The organism is Acidocella sp. MX-AZ03, assembly GCF_027626035.1.
Taxonomy (GTDB): domain Bacteria; phylum Pseudomonadota; class Alphaproteobacteria; order Acetobacterales; family Acetobacteraceae; genus Acidocella; species Acidocella facilis.
This window is the reverse complement of the sequence record NZ_CP110774.1, coordinates 3,311,785-3,328,799: the sequence shown is the minus strand read 5'-3', so window position 1 is coordinate 3,328,799 and position 17,015 is coordinate 3,311,785. Positions and strand designations below refer to the sequence as shown.

General features: G+C 60.7%; 18 protein-coding genes and 2 pseudogenes. 12 read left to right on the top strand and 8 right to left on the bottom strand.

Features of this window, described 5'->3' with window-relative positions; genetic code table 11:
* Positions 1–31: 31 nt before the first annotated feature.
* The 4 genes from GT370_RS18385 to GT370_RS18370 all read right to left on the bottom strand — a co-directional run bounded on the left by GT370_RS18385 (position 32) and on the right by GT370_RS18370 (position 3,247).
* The gene (locus tag GT370_RS18385) at positions 32–964 is read right to left on the bottom strand and encodes a 3-keto-5-aminohexanoate cleavage protein (RefSeq protein ID WP_008495768.1); all 933 of its coding nucleotides are present in this window, start codon (positions 962–964) and stop codon (positions 32–34) included.
* A gap of 32 nt (positions 965–996) precedes the next feature.
* Positions 997–1,692, bottom strand: coding sequence for an MFS transporter (locus GT370_RS18380; protein ID WP_333490097.1), 696 nt, complete (start codon positions 1,690–1,692; stop codon positions 997–999).
* Entirely contained in the window at positions 1,647–2,351 is a 705-nt protein-coding gene (locus GT370_RS18375; RefSeq protein WP_270183514.1) for an MFS transporter, read from the bottom strand. Before GT370_RS18375 ends, GT370_RS18380 begins: the two co-directional genes overlap by 46 nt.
* 74 nt (positions 2,352–2,425) lie before the next feature.
* Positions 2,426–3,247, bottom strand: coding sequence for an HpcH/HpaI aldolase family protein (locus GT370_RS18370; protein ID WP_008495766.1), 822 nt, complete (start codon positions 3,245–3,247; stop codon positions 2,426–2,428).
* Between the two features lie 210 nt (positions 3,248–3,457).
* Between GT370_RS18370 and GT370_RS18365 the strand changes: the two genes are divergently transcribed.
* From GT370_RS18365 to GT370_RS18350, 4 genes are all read left to right on the top strand, one after another.
* On the top strand, positions 3,458–4,240 hold the full coding sequence (locus GT370_RS18365; protein WP_008495765.1) for an IclR family transcriptional regulator: 783 nt from the start codon (positions 3,458–3,460) through the stop codon (positions 4,238–4,240).
* 151 nt (positions 4,241–4,391) lie between these two features.
* Entirely contained in the window at positions 4,392–5,306 is a 915-nt protein-coding gene (locus tag GT370_RS18360; RefSeq protein WP_008495763.1) for a hypothetical protein, read from the top strand.
* 105 nt (positions 5,307–5,411) lie between these two features.
* Positions 5,412–6,767 carry a carbohydrate porin gene (locus GT370_RS18355; RefSeq protein WP_008495762.1) on the top strand — a complete coding sequence of 452 codons (1,356 nt, stop codon included), beginning with the start codon at positions 5,412–5,414 and terminating at the stop codon, positions 6,765–6,767.
* A gap of 20 nt (positions 6,768–6,787) precedes the next feature.
* On the top strand, positions 6,788–7,312 hold the full coding sequence (locus tag GT370_RS18350; RefSeq protein WP_270183513.1) for an NAD(P)H-dependent oxidoreductase: 525 nt from the start codon (positions 6,788–6,790) through the stop codon (positions 7,310–7,312).
* 121 nt (positions 7,313–7,433) lie between these two features.
* Here GT370_RS18350 and GT370_RS18345 read toward each other — a convergent pair whose 3' ends face one another.
* The gene (locus GT370_RS18345; RefSeq protein ID WP_083878918.1) at positions 7,434–8,513 is read right to left on the bottom strand and encodes an IS5 family transposase; all 1,080 of its coding nucleotides are present in this window, start codon (positions 8,511–8,513) and stop codon (positions 7,434–7,436) included.
* A 306-nt stretch (positions 8,514–8,819) separates the two neighbouring features.
* Between GT370_RS18345 and GT370_RS18340 the strand changes: the two genes are divergently transcribed.
* Positions 8,820–9,281: an acyl-CoA thioesterase gene (locus tag GT370_RS18340; protein ID WP_008495760.1), complete on the top strand. Its 462-nt coding sequence runs from the start codon at positions 8,820–8,822 to the stop codon at positions 9,279–9,281.
* A gap of 7 nt (positions 9,282–9,288) precedes the next feature.
* On the opposite strand, the gene GT370_RS18335 is transcribed toward GT370_RS18340, so the two are convergent.
* Positions 9,289–10,359, bottom strand: coding sequence for an enoyl-CoA hydratase/isomerase family protein (locus GT370_RS18335; RefSeq protein ID WP_008495759.1), 1,071 nt, complete (start codon positions 10,357–10,359; stop codon positions 9,289–9,291).
* 44 nt (positions 10,360–10,403) lie between these two features.
* Positions 10,404–10,526 (bottom strand): iron-containing alcohol dehydrogenase, encoded by a 123-nt coding sequence (locus GT370_RS18330; protein WP_008495758.1) that lies wholly within the window; start codon positions 10,524–10,526, stop codon positions 10,404–10,406.
* A 226-nt stretch (positions 10,527–10,752) separates the two neighbouring features.
* On the opposite strand from GT370_RS18330, the gene GT370_RS18325 reads away from it, so the two are divergent.
* The 5 genes from GT370_RS18325 (at position 10,753) to GT370_RS18305 (ending at position 14,776) form a co-directional block, all read left to right on the top strand.
* Positions 10,753–12,024, top strand: a complete 1,272-nt coding sequence (locus GT370_RS18325; RefSeq protein ID WP_270183512.1) for a dihydroorotate dehydrogenase — start codon at positions 10,753–10,755, stop codon at positions 12,022–12,024.
* A 345-nt stretch (positions 12,025–12,369) separates the two neighbouring features.
* On the top strand, positions 12,370–12,777 hold the full coding sequence (locus GT370_RS18320; protein ID WP_081822299.1) for a PAAR domain-containing protein: 408 nt from the start codon (positions 12,370–12,372) through the stop codon (positions 12,775–12,777).
* A gap of 1 nt (position 12,778) precedes the next feature.
* The gene (locus GT370_RS18315) at positions 12,779–13,678 is read left to right on the top strand and encodes a DUF4123 domain-containing protein (RefSeq protein WP_270183511.1); all 900 of its coding nucleotides are present in this window, start codon (positions 12,779–12,781) and stop codon (positions 13,676–13,678) included.
* Positions 13,678–14,310 carry a hypothetical protein gene (locus GT370_RS18310; RefSeq protein ID WP_270183510.1) on the top strand — a complete coding sequence of 211 codons (633 nt, stop codon included), beginning with the start codon at positions 13,678–13,680 and terminating at the stop codon, positions 14,308–14,310. Before GT370_RS18315 ends, GT370_RS18310 begins: the two co-directional genes overlap by 1 nt.
* 22 nt (positions 14,311–14,332) lie before the next feature.
* Positions 14,333–14,776 carry a hypothetical protein gene (locus GT370_RS18305; protein WP_008495829.1) on the top strand — a complete coding sequence of 148 codons (444 nt, stop codon included), beginning with the start codon at positions 14,333–14,335 and terminating at the stop codon, positions 14,774–14,776.
* Between the two features lie 21 nt (positions 14,777–14,797).
* Here the strand turns inward: GT370_RS18305 and GT370_RS18300 are convergent.
* Positions 14,798–15,537, bottom strand: a pseudogene (locus tag GT370_RS18300) (IS5 family transposase).
* 233 nt (positions 15,538–15,770) lie between these two features.
* Here GT370_RS18300 and GT370_RS18295 point away from each other — a divergent pair.
* Together GT370_RS18295 and GT370_RS18290 are read left to right on the top strand one after the other, a co-directional pair.
* Positions 15,771–16,232: a hypothetical protein gene (locus GT370_RS18295; RefSeq protein WP_270183509.1), complete on the top strand. Its 462-nt coding sequence runs from the start codon at positions 15,771–15,773 to the stop codon at positions 16,230–16,232.
* 159 nt (positions 16,233–16,391) lie between these two features.
* A pseudogene (locus GT370_RS18290) lies at positions 16,392–16,991 on the top strand (transposase); the annotation flags it as partial.
* Positions 16,992–17,015: the final 24 nt, after the last annotated feature.

Genomic DNA, 17,015 nt, shown 5'->3' with positions numbered 1-17,015 from the left:
CACTCTCGCGACTTGGTTGGCCGAGCCGCTGTTAGAAATTGACGTTGTGTCCGCCCTTGGTATCCATCATCGCCCGTGCCTCCGCCGGGGTGGCGATCTCGAGGCTGAGCTCAGTCAGGATATTGCGGATTTTCTGCACCTGCTCGGCATTAGAGACGGCAAGCTTGCCCCGTCCGGCGAACAGGCTGTCCTCCAGCCCGACGCGGACATTGCCGCCGGCGATGGCGTTCAGCGTGGCAAAGCGCATCTGGTGGCGCCCCGCCCCCAAGACGGAGAGGTAGTAATCGTCGCCGAACAGCCGGTCGGCGGTGGCGCGGACATGCATGAGGTTTTCTAGATCCGGCCCCATGCCGCCGAGGATACCGAAAATGCCCTGCACGAAGAAAGGCGGCTTGACGATGCCGCGATCAACGAAATGTGCCAAATTATAGAGATGGCCGAGGTCATAGCACTCAAATTCAAAGCGCGTGCCGTTATCGCCGAGCGAACGGATGCCATGCTCGATCTGCCCGAAGGTATTAGAGAGGATGAAATCCTTGGTGCCTTCGAGATAGGGGCGCTCCCATTCATGCTGGAACTGCGTGATCCGACCGGCCGCACCGGAGATATTGAAGTTGAGGGAGCCCATGTTCATCGAGGCCACCTCCGGCTTTGCCTCCAGCGCCGGAGCCAGCCGTTCCTCCAGCGACATGCCGAGACCGCCACCCGTGGTGATGTTGATGATCGCATCCGTCTGCTGCTTGATCCGCGGCAGGAACTCCATGTATCGCCGCGGCGTCTGGTCGGGCTGGCCGGTTAGCGGATCGCGCGCATGCAGATGGATCATCGCCGCCCCAGCCTGGGCCGCGGCAATCGCTTCGGCGGCGATCTGGTCCGGCGTGATCGGCAAATGCGGGGACATTGACGGCGTGTGGATGCTGCCGGTGATCGCGCAAGTGATGATGACTTTATCGGCACGCTTCATGGCTATCGACTAACCTTTGTTAGGAAGAAGTTTTAGATTTTGGGCGAAGAGATGCGGGATGTATCTGCGGTCTCCCGGGGAGGCATGTGCTCACCCGCGGTACGGCGGCGCCCGTCCAGGAACAGCTGGTCCTCCTGTTCTCGGGTCTCAAGTTTCAACGCGGTGGTTTCCGGCAGCAGGAAGGCACACAGGCAGACCAGCACGTAGCAGGCGCCGGAGAAAGCGACGATGGAGTGAGCCAGCCCAAGGGTCAGGCTAAGGAAGCCAACCACCGCCGGCAGCACTGCGCCAATCCCCCGCCCGAAATTATAGCAGAAGCCCTGGCCGGCACCGCGCAGGCGTGTGGGGTAGAGCTCCGTCAGCAGCGGCCCCAGGCCGCTATAGATGCCCAGCATGAAAAATCCGAGCGGAAAGCCGAGGAGCATCATCATGCCGTTGGTAATTGGCAGGCTTAGGTAACTGACCACGATGACCAGGGCGCCAGCCGCGAACAACATAATTTTTATCCGCCGGCCGATGAGATCGCTCAAGTACGCGGCGCCGAGGTAGCCGCAGAAGGAACCGGCGACATACACGCTCAGATAGCCGGTGGTGTGGAGAACCGAGAGATGGCGTGTTTGCTGCAAGAAGGTCGGCAGCCACACGGTTAGGCTGTAGCCGCCGCCCTGGATGCCAAGGCACATCAGCGAGGCGATGGCAGTGCGGGAGAAATACGGGCCGCGGAAAATATCCAGAGGCTGGTCGAAACGGACGCCTGTTGGTGGGCGCGGCGGGCGATGTCCATGCGCGCCAGATAATCGGCCGGCAGCTTCATACGCATCCGCATCACGAACAGCGGGAAGCCAAGCAGGCCGGCGATAACGAACAAATAGCGCCACGCGTCCGGACCGGAAAACAGGCTGAACACGGAGGAGAACAGAAGCAATGCAACAGCCCAGCCGATGGCATAAGCGCTTTGCACCGCGCCGACGACCTTGCCACGCAGTTCGCTGCGGATGATCTCACCCATCAGTACCGCGCCGACGGCCCACTCACCGCCGAAGCCGAAGCCTTGTAGGATGCGGAAGATCAGAAAAGTGGTGTAACCATGTACTAGGCCGCAGATGATGGTGGCGATTGAGAACCAGGCGATGGTCCAGCGTAGCACAACGAGGCGGCCGACCCTGTCGGAGATGATCCCGCCGAGCCAGCCGCCGAAGGCGGAGGAAATCAGCGCCGCGGTGGCAAGAATGCCGACATTACCACGGCCAATGGCAAAGGCGGCTAGCAGGCTAGGGATGACGAGACTGAAGATGCAAATATCCATCGCATCAAGCCCCCACCCGCCGGCGGAGCTGTAGAATATTTTCCGTTCGTCTGCCGTCAGATAGCTCTTGGCACTCGACATTGTTTCCTCCGCTTCTTTGTATTTTTGATTTTACCCGGCCCTTTCTGGATAGCCGGTCATGCGGCCAGCCTCTGCTAGGCGCTGCGCGCCATGGGCAGGCCGATTTCGTGCATCCCAGCGAGGGCGGCTTTGGCGGCGTCGCGCATCAGCCCCTGGTCGGATGACATGATGAAGGCGGTGACGCCGAGCCGGTGCAGCGCCTCGGCTTCGCGCGCACTGCCGACGAAGGCCGCCACCGGCTTACCGACTTTGCCTGCCGCCTCGATAACTTTGGCGCAAGCCTGCTTTACCTCTTCGGCGTCTGGCGACGTCGCCCCCATGGCGACCGAGAGATCCCCACGTCCGAGAAACAGCGCGTCGATGCCGTCCGTGGCGGCGATGGCGTCGATTTCGTCGAGCGCTTCCGGATCCTCGATCTGCGCGATGACCGTGACCAGCTGGTCCTGGGCTTCGACATGCGCCCACATCGGCACCGCGCCATACCCGCCAGCGCGCGGTGAGCCGGAGAAGCCGCGCTTGCCGCCCTGGTAGCGGGAAGCCGCGGCTATCTCCCGGGCGCGGGCGGCGGTGGCGACATGAGGTGCCAGGATGCCGGTGGCGCCGCTGTCCAGCACTGACAGAATGTTGGAGGCCGAGGGCGATGCGATGCGCACGAAAGCGGCGGTGCTGGAGGCACGGGCGGCAAGGATAGCCTGGTCGATGGACCCACGGTCAAACGGAGAATGCTCCTCGTCAATGACCACAAAATCATAGCCGAGTGCACCAAATATCTCGATGGCATGGCCGGTCGGGGTCTTAATGAAGGTCCCGGTGAGCAGGTCGCGCTGCGCCAGGCGCGTGCGAAATTCCATGATGGCCGGCGTGCTGGTCTGGTCCTGCGAGCTGGAAGTTGGCAAGAGAGTCTCCTTTGGAGATTGACTTTTGGACGATCTCGTTGTTCTGTTGATCAGAACGATTGGTCTATTGACAAGAACATGTTCACGTTGGCGTCGATTGTCAAGCGCGTTTTGGCGGCGTTGGTGCACGGCGGGGCATGTTTGTGGACGACATACCGCAGCTGGCTTGGCCTAACAGGCTGATTTGTTTGAGATTATTGTGGAGGAATTATGCCGCGCATTACCGGACAGACGAACAATGATGGTGTTCAGGCGGTCTCGCTGAGTCTGCAGATTCTCGAACGTCTTGCGCAGCAGGGCAGTGGTGTCGGCGTGACCGCGCTGGCCGAGAGCTTCGGCACCTCGAAGAGCCGCGTGCACCGGCATCTGCAGACGCTCGTGGCGCAGGGCTATGTGGTCCAGCTGGAGACATCGGAAAAATACACGATCGGCGCGCGGCTGATCCTGCTTGGCCGACGGATCGCGGAGTCGTTCGACCTGGCGCAGATCAGCCGTGGCATCATGCAGGGTCTGCGCGAGAAGCTGGGCTATTCGGTGGTAATCTCGCAGCTGGATATAGAAGGAAATCGCGTGCTGGCGACGATCGCCGGCAAATCGGCGATCGAGATCAGCGTCAAGCCTGGTTCGATCCTGCCGTTTCATTGCAGCGCACAAGGGAAGATCTCTCTGACCTTCGCCGGGCCGGCGTTGCGCGAGCGGGTGCTGGCGGCACCGCTCAACATCATGACCGCGGCGACCAATACCAATCCCGAATCTTTACGCGCGGAGCTGGCATTGATCCAGCAGCGCGGCTGGGCGGTGGCGCCGAACGAGGCGCTAACGGGTATCAACACCTTGGCCGCCCCCATTCGCGATGGCGCCGGCACTCTAGTCGGCAGCCTCGCCATTGTGGATTCAGTACAGCATATCCAGCCGGCGCCGACAGATGAGCAGATTGCCGCGCTGACCGGCTCCGCGGCGGCGATTTCCCAGCTTCTGGGCTATCACGGCTGACAGCGATGTTCCTATAAACAGAACAAAAAAATATATTGATCTTATGATCAGAACACCATAAACCTCCTCCAACGCCAATGAGGCGGTGTGAAAGACACCTACGCGATCAAACAAATCGCTGCACCGCGCCTCGAAATAACTTGGAGGGAAAATGTACGATAACAGCGATCCGAGATCCGGCATGGCACAAGCGACAGTGCCAGCGATCAAGCCCGGCAGCTTTTCTTCAGCCAGCTACGTCAAGTTCTACGAGCAGCCGGCAGTTGAGCAGACGCCGAGTTTCAAGCAATGGTTTGCGCGCGGGCAGAATTTCATTCTTGCCTATGCCGAGTTGGGCGCTGGGGCCGAGACCGGCGCGCTGTTGAAGCGGACCAAGCAGGCGGATGAGTATATCGTGCTGCTGCCAGATGCCGAGAGCCGGGCGGAGATCGTCACCCGGGATGAGCGTGTGCCGGTGAATGGGTTCTCCTTGATCATCGTGCCACCGGGGGAAAGCGAGATCGTGATGCGCACGCCGGGGCGCATCGTCCGGCTGTTCACTACCAGGGCCAAGGAGCTACTGGAAAAATGCGCCAACAACACGCATTACGATCCTCCCAATCCACGAGTGGCGCCGCTGGTCCCCTGGCCGGCGCCGCCGAGCGGTTTTAAGATCCGCGCCTACAGTCTGGATGTTCCGCCGACTCCAGGGCGCTTCGGCCGGATTTTTCGCTGCACGACCTTCATGGTAAATTTTCTTGACCCGAATGACGGGCCGCGCGATCCGCAGAAAATGTCGCCGCATCACCACGACGATTTCGAGCAGGGCTCGCTGGCGCTGGCCGGGACCTTCACCCATCACCTTCGCTGGCCATGGACCACGGACATGACGCAGTGGCGGGGTGATGAGCACGAGGTCTGCGCGACGCCCTCCCTCGCCGTGATCCCGGCGCCGGCCATTCATACCACCGAGGCGCGGGGGGCCGGCATCAACCAGCTGGTTGATATTTTCTGCGGACCACGCATGGATTTCTCCAAGCAGCCCGGATGGGTACTGAATGCGGAGGAGTATCCGCTTCCCGGCTGAAGCGGCCAGCCAGACGTCCAAGTCAAACAATCAACACGATAAAAATAACAACTGGGAGCAACAATGTCCTTTCGCTTCGTGAGGATGTCAGTCCTTTTTTGTGCCTTGCCCGCCGCGCACGCGCTGGCCAGCACCGTGCCGTTCAGTGAGAGCCTGGCGACCACACCGCCCCCTCCCCCACCGCAGCCTACCTTGATCGACATTCCGCCGCTCAAACAGGCGGCTAAGACGCTCGACCAGCATGGCATCCGCATCAACCTTACCTTTGTCGATGATTTCATCGCCAATCCCGGCAGCGGTATCATCGAGAACCAGACCGGGAATCTCGGGCTGTTCGGGATCAATGCGGATTTCGATCTTGGCAAGATGATCGGGCTGAAGGGCGGCACGATCCACGAGGCGACGACGATCTATGGTCTACGCAGCAACTCCCATATGCTGACCAATGATGGCGGCATATTGGGCACGATCAATTACCTGAAATATCATGAACCCATCGTGCTCAACATGCTGACCTATGAGCAGAAGATTGGCCGGTTCAGTGCCGAGGCCGGACGGACCAATGTACTGCGCTATTTCTGGACGCAGAATTGCGACAATCCGTTCGATTGCGAACCAGCGCTGATCGCCGGCGACACGCCGCTGATGCCGTTGCGTTATGCCACTTGGGGCGGCCTGGCGCGGTTTCAGGTGACGCCCGCCTGGTATGTGCAGGCCGGCGGGTTCGAGGATAATACATACAACCTCAACACCAACGGGCTGCATTTCAGCACCAATCATGACACCGGCACGCTGGGCGTCGGTGAAGCCGGATACACCACGACTTTCGCCACCGCCGCTCTGCCCGCGCATTACGAGTTCGGGCTGTGGGGCGATACAACACCGCACACCAACCCGTATCTCTCAGCTAACGGCCGGCTGGTGCAGGTTTATACCAAGGACGCCAAGGACGCCGAACCGGATCCGGTCGGCGTGTTCGCCGAAGGGCGACAGGTGGTGTGGGTGGGGAAGAAATTGCCTGCTTTCGGCGCTCAGCCGAAGAATTTTGCTATCACCTGGGGATTGTTCGCGCCGATGAATGGCGGGCAGAATTTTGATGTGGAAGCCTGGTTGGGCGGGATCTTCACCGGGGTGATTCCCGGCCGGCCGCTCGATCATTTCGGCATGCGGATTCATTATCTGCAGCTCGGCGCGGATTATGCGCACTCGGAGACCGAAGCCCGCATTCTCGCTGGCGGCAATGCCAGCCCGCAGCCGCGCAATGAATATGCCTTCGAGGCCAGCTATACGCTGCAGGTCGCACCAGGGATCATGTTCGAGCCAACAGCGCAGTACGTGGTAAACCAGGACACGTACTATATCCCGAAGACGCGGATCGCGCCACGGAATGGGTTTGTCGTCAGCGCCTTCCTAGTGGTCTCACTCGACCACATGCTGGGCCTGCCGGCACCGCGCCCTTGAGCAGGTAAAGGACCACCGACATGCGTGCCTTGATTGTTCATGCCCACCCGGAGCCGCAATCCTTCAACGCCGCGCTCACCATAGAGGCCGTTGCCGCTTTACAGGCGGCGGGCCACAGCGTCGAGGTTTCGGATCTCTATACGCAACGCTTCAACCCTGTCGCCGGACGGAGAGATTTCCAAAACATCGCCGATCCTGGCATTTTCCATTACCAAGCCGAGCAGTTGCATGCGGCACGAGGCGGTGGGTTTGCCGCGGATCTGCGGCGCGAGCAGGAGCGGTTGTTGCAGGCGGATCTGCTGATCCTGCAATTTCCGCTATGGTGGGGCGGGGTACCGGCGATCCTGAAAGGTTGGATCGACCGTGTCCTTGCCTACGGATTTGCCTATGTCGATGGGGCGCGGTTCGAGTCAGGGCTGTTCAAGGGCAAGCATGCGCTGCTGGGCGTGACCACCGGCGGCACCGCCGCGCGCTTCTCCGCCGCCGGTGGTTACGGCGAGATCGATCTGGTACTGCGGCCGATCCAGCATCTAGCAGTTTGCTGAAAAACCCCGAAACTTGGTTTTATTTTTTCTGATTTAGCTTTGGGGCCTGGATTTTGGTTCAAGTGATTGAAGTTTCTTGCCGGTTTCTGGACTTTTTTCGTCCAGCGGACAGACTCGTCCCTTATATTGCCACCATTTTTGGAATGCGTACCAGATTATAGGCGATCAGGTTGAGCATGAAGGTGCCGGCGACCCGCGCAACGCCGCGCAGCTTGGTCTTGCGCATCGTGCCGTGCTGCTTGCCCCAGCCGAATATGCACTCGATCATCGCCCGGCGGGTCTGCGACATCGCATAACCGGGATGGCGCGTGGTGCGTCCGTCAATCGCGCTGCGGCGGTGCCTGCCGGTTTTGGTCTCACCGTTGTTTTGTGTGACATGCGGTGTCACGCCGGCGTCGCGCAGATTGGCGACATGATCGGCGGTATCGTAAGCCTTGTCTTCGCCTACGGTGATCCGCCCGGCGGCCGACTTGGCTTTGGCTTTCAACATCGCTTCCGAGGCTTCACGCTCAGCCGTGCCTGTGGCCTGGGTCACTCGGCCACCCACCGCCAAGCCGTGCCGGTTGTCCATCAGCGCGTGCCCCATATACGAAAGCTTTGCCTCCCGCCCAGCGGCCTTGCGGTACAGCCGGCTTTCCGGGTCGGTGGTGCTGGCATGGGTATCGTTCTTACGCTTCTGACCGTGGAAATCCGAACCATCATCGTCGCTGCCATCCTTCGGCCGGAAGCTCTTCTGCGACGCCCACGCCTCGATCAGCGTGCCGTCCACCGAGAAATGCTCATCCGATAGTAGCGGCGTCACCCGCGGGTGGTTCAGCAGCCGGCTCATGAATTTCTGGAATATATCGCCGTTCTGCAGGCGCTCGCGGTTCTTGCTAAACGTGGTCGGGTTCCAGACCGGATCATCCGGGGATAAGCCCACAAACCAGCGGTACAGGAGATTATAATCCAGTTGCTCCATCAACTGCCGTTCCGAGCGAATCCCGTACAGCACCTGGATCAGCAGCGCGCTCAGCAATTGTTCAGGCGGCACCGAGGGCCGGCCTTCCCTGGAATACAGCCAGGCAAAGCTGCGGCTCATCTCATGCAGAACATCCCGCACCAAAGCACGGATCGCTCGCAACGGATGGGTCGCCGGAACCCGTGTTTCTGGTGAAACATACGAAAACATCCCGCCCTGATCTCGAAAAGAACCCCGCACCCCACGCCTCACAAAACCTGCCAGCCAAAGTGAATCACATCATAATCCCGGCCGCCAGGAGTTTTTCAGCAAACTGCTAGTCCTCGGCTATATGGGGTTTCACACCCATGCGCCGTTTGTCTCCTATGCCGCTCCACGGGTAGAGGCGGCGGTCCGCGCAGAATATCTACGACAGTGGCGCGGCCAGGTCTGTGCCGCAATGAATGCGATACAGGATACCGCACCGCCCGCCGCGCGGAAACTGGAGGCAACGCGGGACTGGCGCTCGCAGGGCTAGCCCCGGCACGATCGCGCGAAGGAGAAGAGATGGAAGCCGATTCAGCCCGTGGCGCCCCTGCCCCGCAAAGGCAGCATTTTACCCGGTTCGTCAGCATCAGCTCACGCTGGATGGATAACGACGTATACGGACATATTAACAATGTCGTATATTACTCGTTCTTTGATACGGCGGTGAATGGCCTGATGCTCGAGGCCGAGCTGCTCGATCCAAAGGAAGGCCCGGTGATCGCCCTAGTGGTGGAAACACAATGCACCTACCGTCGGTCGCTGTCCTTTCCCGAGCTTATCGAGGTCGGTGTGCGAGTGGCGCATCTGGGCACCACAAGCATTCGCTACGAGATCGGCGTGTTTGCTGCCGGCTCTGCGGACTGTGCGGCGAACGGGCAGTTCGTGCATGTGTATGTGGATGCGGTCACCCGGCGCCCGGCGCCGATCCCGCCTGCCTGCCGGGCCTTCTTGGACGGGCTGCGCGGCCCATCCAGCACCTAGCGCCGGTTCAGGTCAGGCGCAACCCATCTGCCATCGGGGCGAACAGCGCGTCGATCTGCGCGGCGGTGACGTCGCCGAGGTCTGCCGGCTGCCAGCGCGGCTGCTGGTCCTTGTCGACCAGGATGGCGCGCACGCCCTCGGCGAAATCATGCGCGCCGGCCATGCGTACGCCCAGACGATAATCGTCTTCCAGTACCCGACCGATTGACTGGCCCGGCCCGTCCAACATCCTCCGCCAAGTGACAAGCAGGCTGGTTGGCGCGGCGCGGCGCAAGGTTGCCTGTGCCTGCTCGGCCCAGGCGGAAGTGGGCGCCTTGGCATCGAGGCTGGCGAGGACAGCATTCAGATCATCCTTGCCAAACACTGAATCGATTTCCGAATGCGCAGCCAGCGTGCCGCCTTCGGCGGGCCTGGCGTGGGCGGCGATGATATCGTCCACGGCGGCCTTGTCGAGTTGTGGCGCGGCGGCAAGGGCGGCGGTGAGGGCCGGAAAATCAGCGGCTGGGACGTGGTGTGTGGCAAGGCCCACAGCGAGCGCGTCGGCAGCATCTAGATGCGGGCCAACCAGCGCCAGATAACGCCCCAGCGCCCCGAGGGTGTTACTGAGGAACCAGGTGGCGCCGACATCCGGGAACAGCCCGAGCACCGTCTCCGGCATGGCCATGCGCAGCGTCTCGCTAACCACTCGATGCGAGCCATGGATGGACAGGCCCATGCCCCCGCCCATGGCCACGCCGTTGATCAGCGCGACATAGGGTTTGGGAAACTGGTTGATCCGGTAGTTGAGCCCGTATTCCGCCTGGAAGAAGCGCCGGGCCGCAGCACGCCGCCCCTCCGGCGCCGCGATGGTGCCCAGGGCCCGGACATCGCCGCCGGCGCAGAAGGCGCGCTCCCCGGCGCCACGGATAAGCACCGCCTGCACCGCTGGGTTGACCGCCCAGTCCGCCAGAGTGGCGCCCAGGAATTCGGCCATCTCGACGGTGAGGGCGTTGAGCGCTTTCGGGCGGTTGAGGGTGATGATCCCGAGCCGCCCCTCGATCTGCAGAGCAACATCCGGCATGACCTCGACATCCGACATTCCTGGCCTCCTTGCTTGAGCTTAGATTTAATCGGCCAGGGCGGTCAGGCCCCGGCCTCCTGATAGAGGGACTCAATCTCCTGCACGTCCGGGATGCGGGGATTATTGCCCGGCGAGCCGGACGTCAGCGCCTGCCCGGCTATCAGCGGCAGCAGGATCCTGGGCATTTTTTCTTCCCTTTTCTCAATCCGCAAACATCGCTGCCCGAGTCACCCGACATTGGCACTGCGCCGGCCATTGCATCACCCCGCGTCAAGCCCGTTCACATCAGGCGTTGAGTGTTTTGCACACAAGAACAAAAAATATATTTGATCTGACTATAAGAACATAATAGCCTCTTCGTCAAACCACAATGCGTGCACCGGCCGTTGCCGGTACGGGAAGGAGAAATTGATGCTGCATAGGGCCGACCGACTAGCGGTGACGATTGGCGCGCTGGAGCTGAAAAACCCGATCATCGCGGCTGCAGCGGAACATATGATCGAGGCCGATGGCGTGCGGGCCGCGCTTGCCGCCGGCGCCGGGGCAGTCGTCGTCAAATCCACCAATGAATCATCTGCGGCGAAGGATCAGTTGCAGCGCGCTGAATATTTGGCGATTGATAGCGGCTGGAATCCGGTGAAATGGGACGCGAGCGCGCCGCCGGAGGTGACACTGGCGACGCGCTCAGGCTTGAGCCCGCTTGGCTTTGCCGAATGGCTAGACGAGGTGGTACATCTGGACCGTGAGGCCCGTGCACGCAGTGCGCTTCTGGTGCCAAGCCTTGTGCTGAGCCAACTGGAACCGGCGCTGGCCATGGCCCGGCAGATAGAGCAGGCGGGGCTAAGGGTGCTGGAATTCAATATCGGCACGCCCTATGGCAGCCAAGCGGCGCAGCAGGCGGTGGCAACGGAGCTTGACCCGGCGCGCGTCGGCGAGATCGTGAGGGCGATGCGCGAGACGGTCAGTCTTCCCCTATGGATCAAGCTAACTGGGCAGAGCGAACGGGTACCCGCCCTCGCCGAAGCCGCATTTGACGCCGGCGCGCAATCCGTGGTTATGGCCGGGCGGCTTCTCGGGCTGATCCCGGACCTGGACAGCATGGCACCGCTGCTCGGGACTTCACTGGGCGTTGGCGGCTACTGGAACTTGCCTCTGACTTGCCAATGGCTGGCACTCACCCGCCAGCACCTCGGGGTCGAAGCGCCGTTAATCGGGATCAACGGCGTACGCGACGGACGGGACGCGGCTCGGGTGATGCTGGCCGGCGCCAGCGCCGTTGGCATGGCCTCATCCGTGATGCTGCGCGGGCCGGGGTGCTCACGCAGGCGTTGGAGCAACTCGATGCCTATCTGGACGCGAAGGGGATTGCCGCGCGCGACCTTATCGGCCGCGCCGCCGACAGACGGCGCAGCTTTCATGAGATGGAACTTCGCACCGATCATTGGCAGGATTTTGTTATCCGCTAGAGAAGCACTCCGCATCTTGCCGCCCCCCCATGATCAAGGCGTCGTCGCCATGGTGGCCCACGCGCCAACGCCGCAAACCATACCTTATGCCGGAACTAAAGCCCTTAACCAACATTTTCACTCAGACCGTAAGACGTCACGCCAGCAAGCTGTTTTAGCTGAGTCAGGGCGTCCCTCACCTTCTGGGCGTCGAGAGCGACAAAATCCGCGATGGTAGCGACACCAAGCCACTTCAGCTTCAGCGCAGACTAACCGCCGATGCCCCAAACTGTTTCGATTGGGGTATCGGCATAAAAGACATCCCCCAGCACTGCGAAGCTCAAAGCCCCCCTCCATTGAAGGCCGCTCCTTGGCCAGCCTATTCGCCAACTTGGCGATGGTCTTGGTGGCCCCCAACCGATGCAGGTTGGAATTTTGGCCAGGCGTCGCACCTCGTCGCGGACGCGCCGGAAGTCCGGGTGCCGCAAGTGGCCGACAAATGATCACCTCGTAATGAATGGCGTTATTTACGCGCGCCAACAGCCCGCCTAGGTTGCGCTTGGTTCTATCGAGGGGCGAATGAATGGCCGGGAAGCCAGCGGCGCGATTGACGGACATGCACACCTGCCCGGCCAGCAACGGCCCCGTGCCGCATGTCGGCGGGCCCGTCTCCGGTCCCGGCTGCCCGACCGTGCTGGTCGGGGGCCTTCCCGCAGCGCGCGTCTCCGACATGGCGGTGTGCGTCGGCCCGCCGGATACGGTGGCGATGGGCTCCTCCACAGTGCTGATCGGCGGCATGCCGGCGGCGCGGATGGGCGACCAGATGTCACATGGCGGCGTCATCGCGCTGGGCTGCTTCACGGTGCTGATCGGCGAGAGCGGCGGCAGCGGTGGCGGCGGCAATGCCGGGGCGGTGGGCGCCGGGCCGGCTGCCCCGCCCTGCCCGCGCCAGGCCGCGGCGGCGGGCGCGCCCTTCATGAGCATGGGGTAGCATGGCGGCCGGTCTTGCCGACATTCTGGTGGAATGGCCGCGCCCAGTCTTCGCCGTGCTGGATGGCGCGAAGTACGATGACCTCCCCGCCCTGCTGCGGCAGGTGGACGTGGCAGCGCGCGCGCTGTTCCTAGAATATCGCGGCAATGCCGGGGTCGTGCGCGCCGGCCCGCACCTAGCGCTGCTGAACGAGCGGCGGCTGCGCAACCTGCTGCGCACCGAGGGCATCGAGGGTGCGGCCGTGTTCTGGCGGGTAGAGGAACCGGACGAGCCCGCCTTCTACCGGCATCTGCGCACGCTGAACCTGGTGGAGATTCCGGCCCCGCCGCCAGCCCAAGATGCTGCGCCGGACCCGTTCGCCACGGCGCAGCGGACGGTGATGTTCCGCCATTGGGACCCGGGCGTGCTGGCGATGATCCTGCCGGTGCTGACCCCAGCACAGCGCGCCCGGCTGTTCGGCCCGGCGGCGGCGCTGGCGATCGCGGCGCCGGAAGGGGCGTTGCAGGCCAAGCGCCGGGCGGACTGGCCGGCGCCCGCGCACGGGCGGCTGGTGCTGAGCGAGGCGCAGATGCAGGCCCTCTCCGGGGCGATGACGGCGCGCTCGCACCGGGCCATAGCCTCCTATCTGCGCGATGCCGCACCGGAGCAGACCAGGGACATGGACGAGGCCGGGCTGCTGGGCTTCGTGGCGCGGAGCGAGGCGCAGGGCCGCGCCTGGGGGTTGAAAACGGAGGCGGGGCTGGGGCGCTTCGCCTATCTGATGCTGTTGACCAAGGGGCAATTGAGCAGCAAGCCCGAACTGCAGACTGCACTCGCGCAAGGCGCGGGCGGCCCGGACGAGGCTATAAAATCAATGATGCAGGCCATGGCCTATATCCTGTCGCGCGAGGGGCGTTCCTGATGAGCACGTTTGCAGGTGCTGAAGCGGGCGGAGAAATCGGTGCAGTTGGTGGGCCGATTGGGATTGCGGCCGGTATCGTTGTTGGTGCGGTCGTTGGAACGGCGCTTGGCTACGGGGCGGCAAAGCTGGGCCAGGCCATTCATAACGCCAATGAGAAGGCTGACGAGCAGCTCAAGACATCCGACGCTTCGGAGCCTTGCGTTGAATGCAATGAAGACCCCTGCGCGCATTTGCGCAAGGGGACTGGCCAAGGAAAATACCATGGAGGTGCTCACGGGGAGACCAAGGGGCCCAAAGGTGATGGGCTGGATTCTCATCATATGCCAGCCGCTCAGGCCAACGAGGCAGGAGGTGGGCCAGCGCGGGATGATGGACCGGCAATTCAGATGGAACCGGAGGACCACAAAGATACGATGAGCAATGGCTCGGGCGAAGACGCGAAACTCTATAGAGCCAAGCAGGCGCAATTGGTCAGGGAAGGAAAGCTTCTGGATGCAGCCAAAATGGATATTGAGGATGTCAAAAAAATTGCCGCCGAATCTGGAGAACCCGAAAAATATGACCAAGCGTTGAAGGAAATGCAAGATTATGCAGAATGCCTGCAAAATCAAATCGACAAGAAAAAATCTTAATTTAAAACAGAAGGAATTGAAGATGCAGTGGATAATCGATCCGTATAGAGGAGCCGGTAAGATCCAATTTGGAATGAGCGTATCGGACATTGAGACGATATGCGGCAGCTTCAGGAAAAAGACCGAAAGGCCTTCTGGAATTCTGTCTTGCTCTTTCAAAGAGATCGAATATCCTACGTTGAATTTTCGGAGTGATGCCCTTGTTCATATGGACTTCGGGTGGAGAACGGAAGCCGTTTACGTCGGTGGATTAGATTATTTCCATGCTAATCCGGAAATATTTTTAGAGGAGATTCGAAAGCAAGATTCAGAGCTTTGGATCGATATAGAAAATTCTTTTTTGTCCCCCAAATATGGAATAGCGTTTGATCGAATTGGTCTTGAGGAAAGCGACAAAGTCATCGGTGCTTTTTCACGGATGGAGATGGAGTCAATGATCAAGAAGTTTGGCGTCAGGCAGTTTTGATTGTCCATTTTAGAACGCCTTTCAAAACCTCTGATGTAAAGCTCGCAGGCATATCAATGAGCAAGCCAATTTTGTGAGGGCGAGATGGATGTCTTGGCGGCGCTCGTAGCGGATTGTCAGCCGGCGGAAGCGATTGAGCCAGGCGAATGCCCGTTCGACAAGCCAGCGATGGCGCCCGAGCTTTTCCTTGCTCTCGACGCCTTTTCGCGCGATGCGGGGCAAGATGCTACGCCGGCGGCACGCCTTTCGGCAGCGTGGATAATCATAGCCTTTGTCGGCGTGGAGCTTCTTTGGCCGTTGAAGGGGACGGCCCGGCCTGCCGCGAATCGCGGGCATGGCATCGAGCATTGGTTCGAGCATGGTGCTGTCGTGGACATTTGCGCCGGTCAGTTTCACTGCGAGAGGAATGCCGAGCCGGTCGGTCACAAGATGCCGTTTCGTCCCCGGCTTGCCGCGATCCGTTGGATTTGGGCCCGTGGCAGAGCCCCTTTTTTTGCCGGAATCGAGGATGAATCCAGGCAGACCCGGCCGAAATCTATCCTGTTCGCGCCAAGCAGACGGCGCAGCACCTCATGGTGCAGCCGCTCCCAGACACCCGCCTCCTGCCAGTCGCGCAGACGCCGCCAACAGGTGACACCCTAGCCGCAGCCAAGCTCCGGCGGCAAATCCTCCCACGCGATACCGCTGCGCAAGACAAACAGAATGCCGCTGAGCGCGGCCCTATCGGAAATGCGGGGCCGGCCACCGCGGGGCTTGGCCATGGGCGACGGAAGCAGCTATTCAAAGGTCGGCCAGAGGCCTTCGGGAATCAGAACAGAGGACATTCCCCTCTATGAACCAGCCGTTTCGCGTCGCGCAAGAGTTTTGAAAGGCGTTCTAAATCCGGTGACCCGCAAAAATATGATGAAGCCATAAAAGAAATGCAGCGTTACGTGGAGTGCCTACAAAACCAGATCAACCAAAACCGCCCCTGAACTGACCGAAAGGAAAACTGATGAAGTGGACAATTTCTCCAGATGAAGGAGTTTATCAAGACGGACATCACGTCATTAAATTCGGCATGAATTCTCTACAGGCGGAACGTGCACTCTGTCCGTACGAAAGCAAAATCGAACGGTGGTCCGAATATTTTAACGCTTATTTTCCTGGCCTTGAAACACCGATTTTTGGATTCAAAAATGACAGCCTCATTGATAGTGGCTTTGGCTGGCGAACCGAGGCTGTATTTGTTTGCGGAATGGATTATTTTCATACTCTCCCCAGTTTTTTCCTGGAGGAAATCGGTCGCAATGACAAAGATCTGAAGACCGATGACGGCTATGGGATCTTTTCCCCCAAATTTGGCATTGCGTTCGATCTTCTCGATTTAGACGAAAGTGACAAGACAATATGGGCGTATTCGCGTGAAGAGCTGGAGCGGATTTTGGTGAAGTGCAAGCCCTTCACGGACTTCTGACTGTTACATCGACAGCAGCAAGCGGTCGCCTGGCCGCCGAGAGCAATGCCAACCGTGTTCAGGAGCAAAAGCGGAATAGCTCCTGTCCGACAAAAGCTGGGCAAGGCAGCCATTCCGCGTCCAGTGACTTTATGCAGAATGACGCCGCAAATTAGTGAGCCTGAAAGAAGCGGAGAAGAGCATCAGCTGTTCCGCAGCGAGACGCGCTCGAACGAGACCCATGCCTCAACCACTGACCCGGATGCCAGGCTGTACCGCAAGAGCCAAGGCCAGCCAGCAAGGTTGTGCTATATGGGGCATGTGCTGATGGAGAACCGTAACGGCCTGGTCGTGGACAGTACCCTCACCCACGCCACCGGCACCGCCGAGCGCGAGGCTGCCCTGACCATGCTGGACCGCCGTGCCGGCAACAGGCGCATCACGCTGGGGGCCGATAAAGCCTACGATGTTGCGGACTTCATCGGTGAATTGCGCGCCCGCAAGGTGACACCGCATATCGCCGTCAACGGCACGGTCTATAAAACAGGCACACGGCGCAAGAGCGCCATCGACGGCCGCACCACGCGCCATTCAGGCTACGAGATCAGCCTGCGATGCCGAAAACGCATCGAGGAGGTCTTCGGCTGGGCCAAATCCAGCGCCGGACTGACCAGGTTCAAGGTCAAAGGCATCGCCAGAACCACCGCCATCTTCAGCTTCTTCGCCGCAGCCTACAACCTCATCAGACTGCCAAAACTACTCAGCCAACAGCCCGCCTGATCCGCAGAACAGAATAAAACCAAG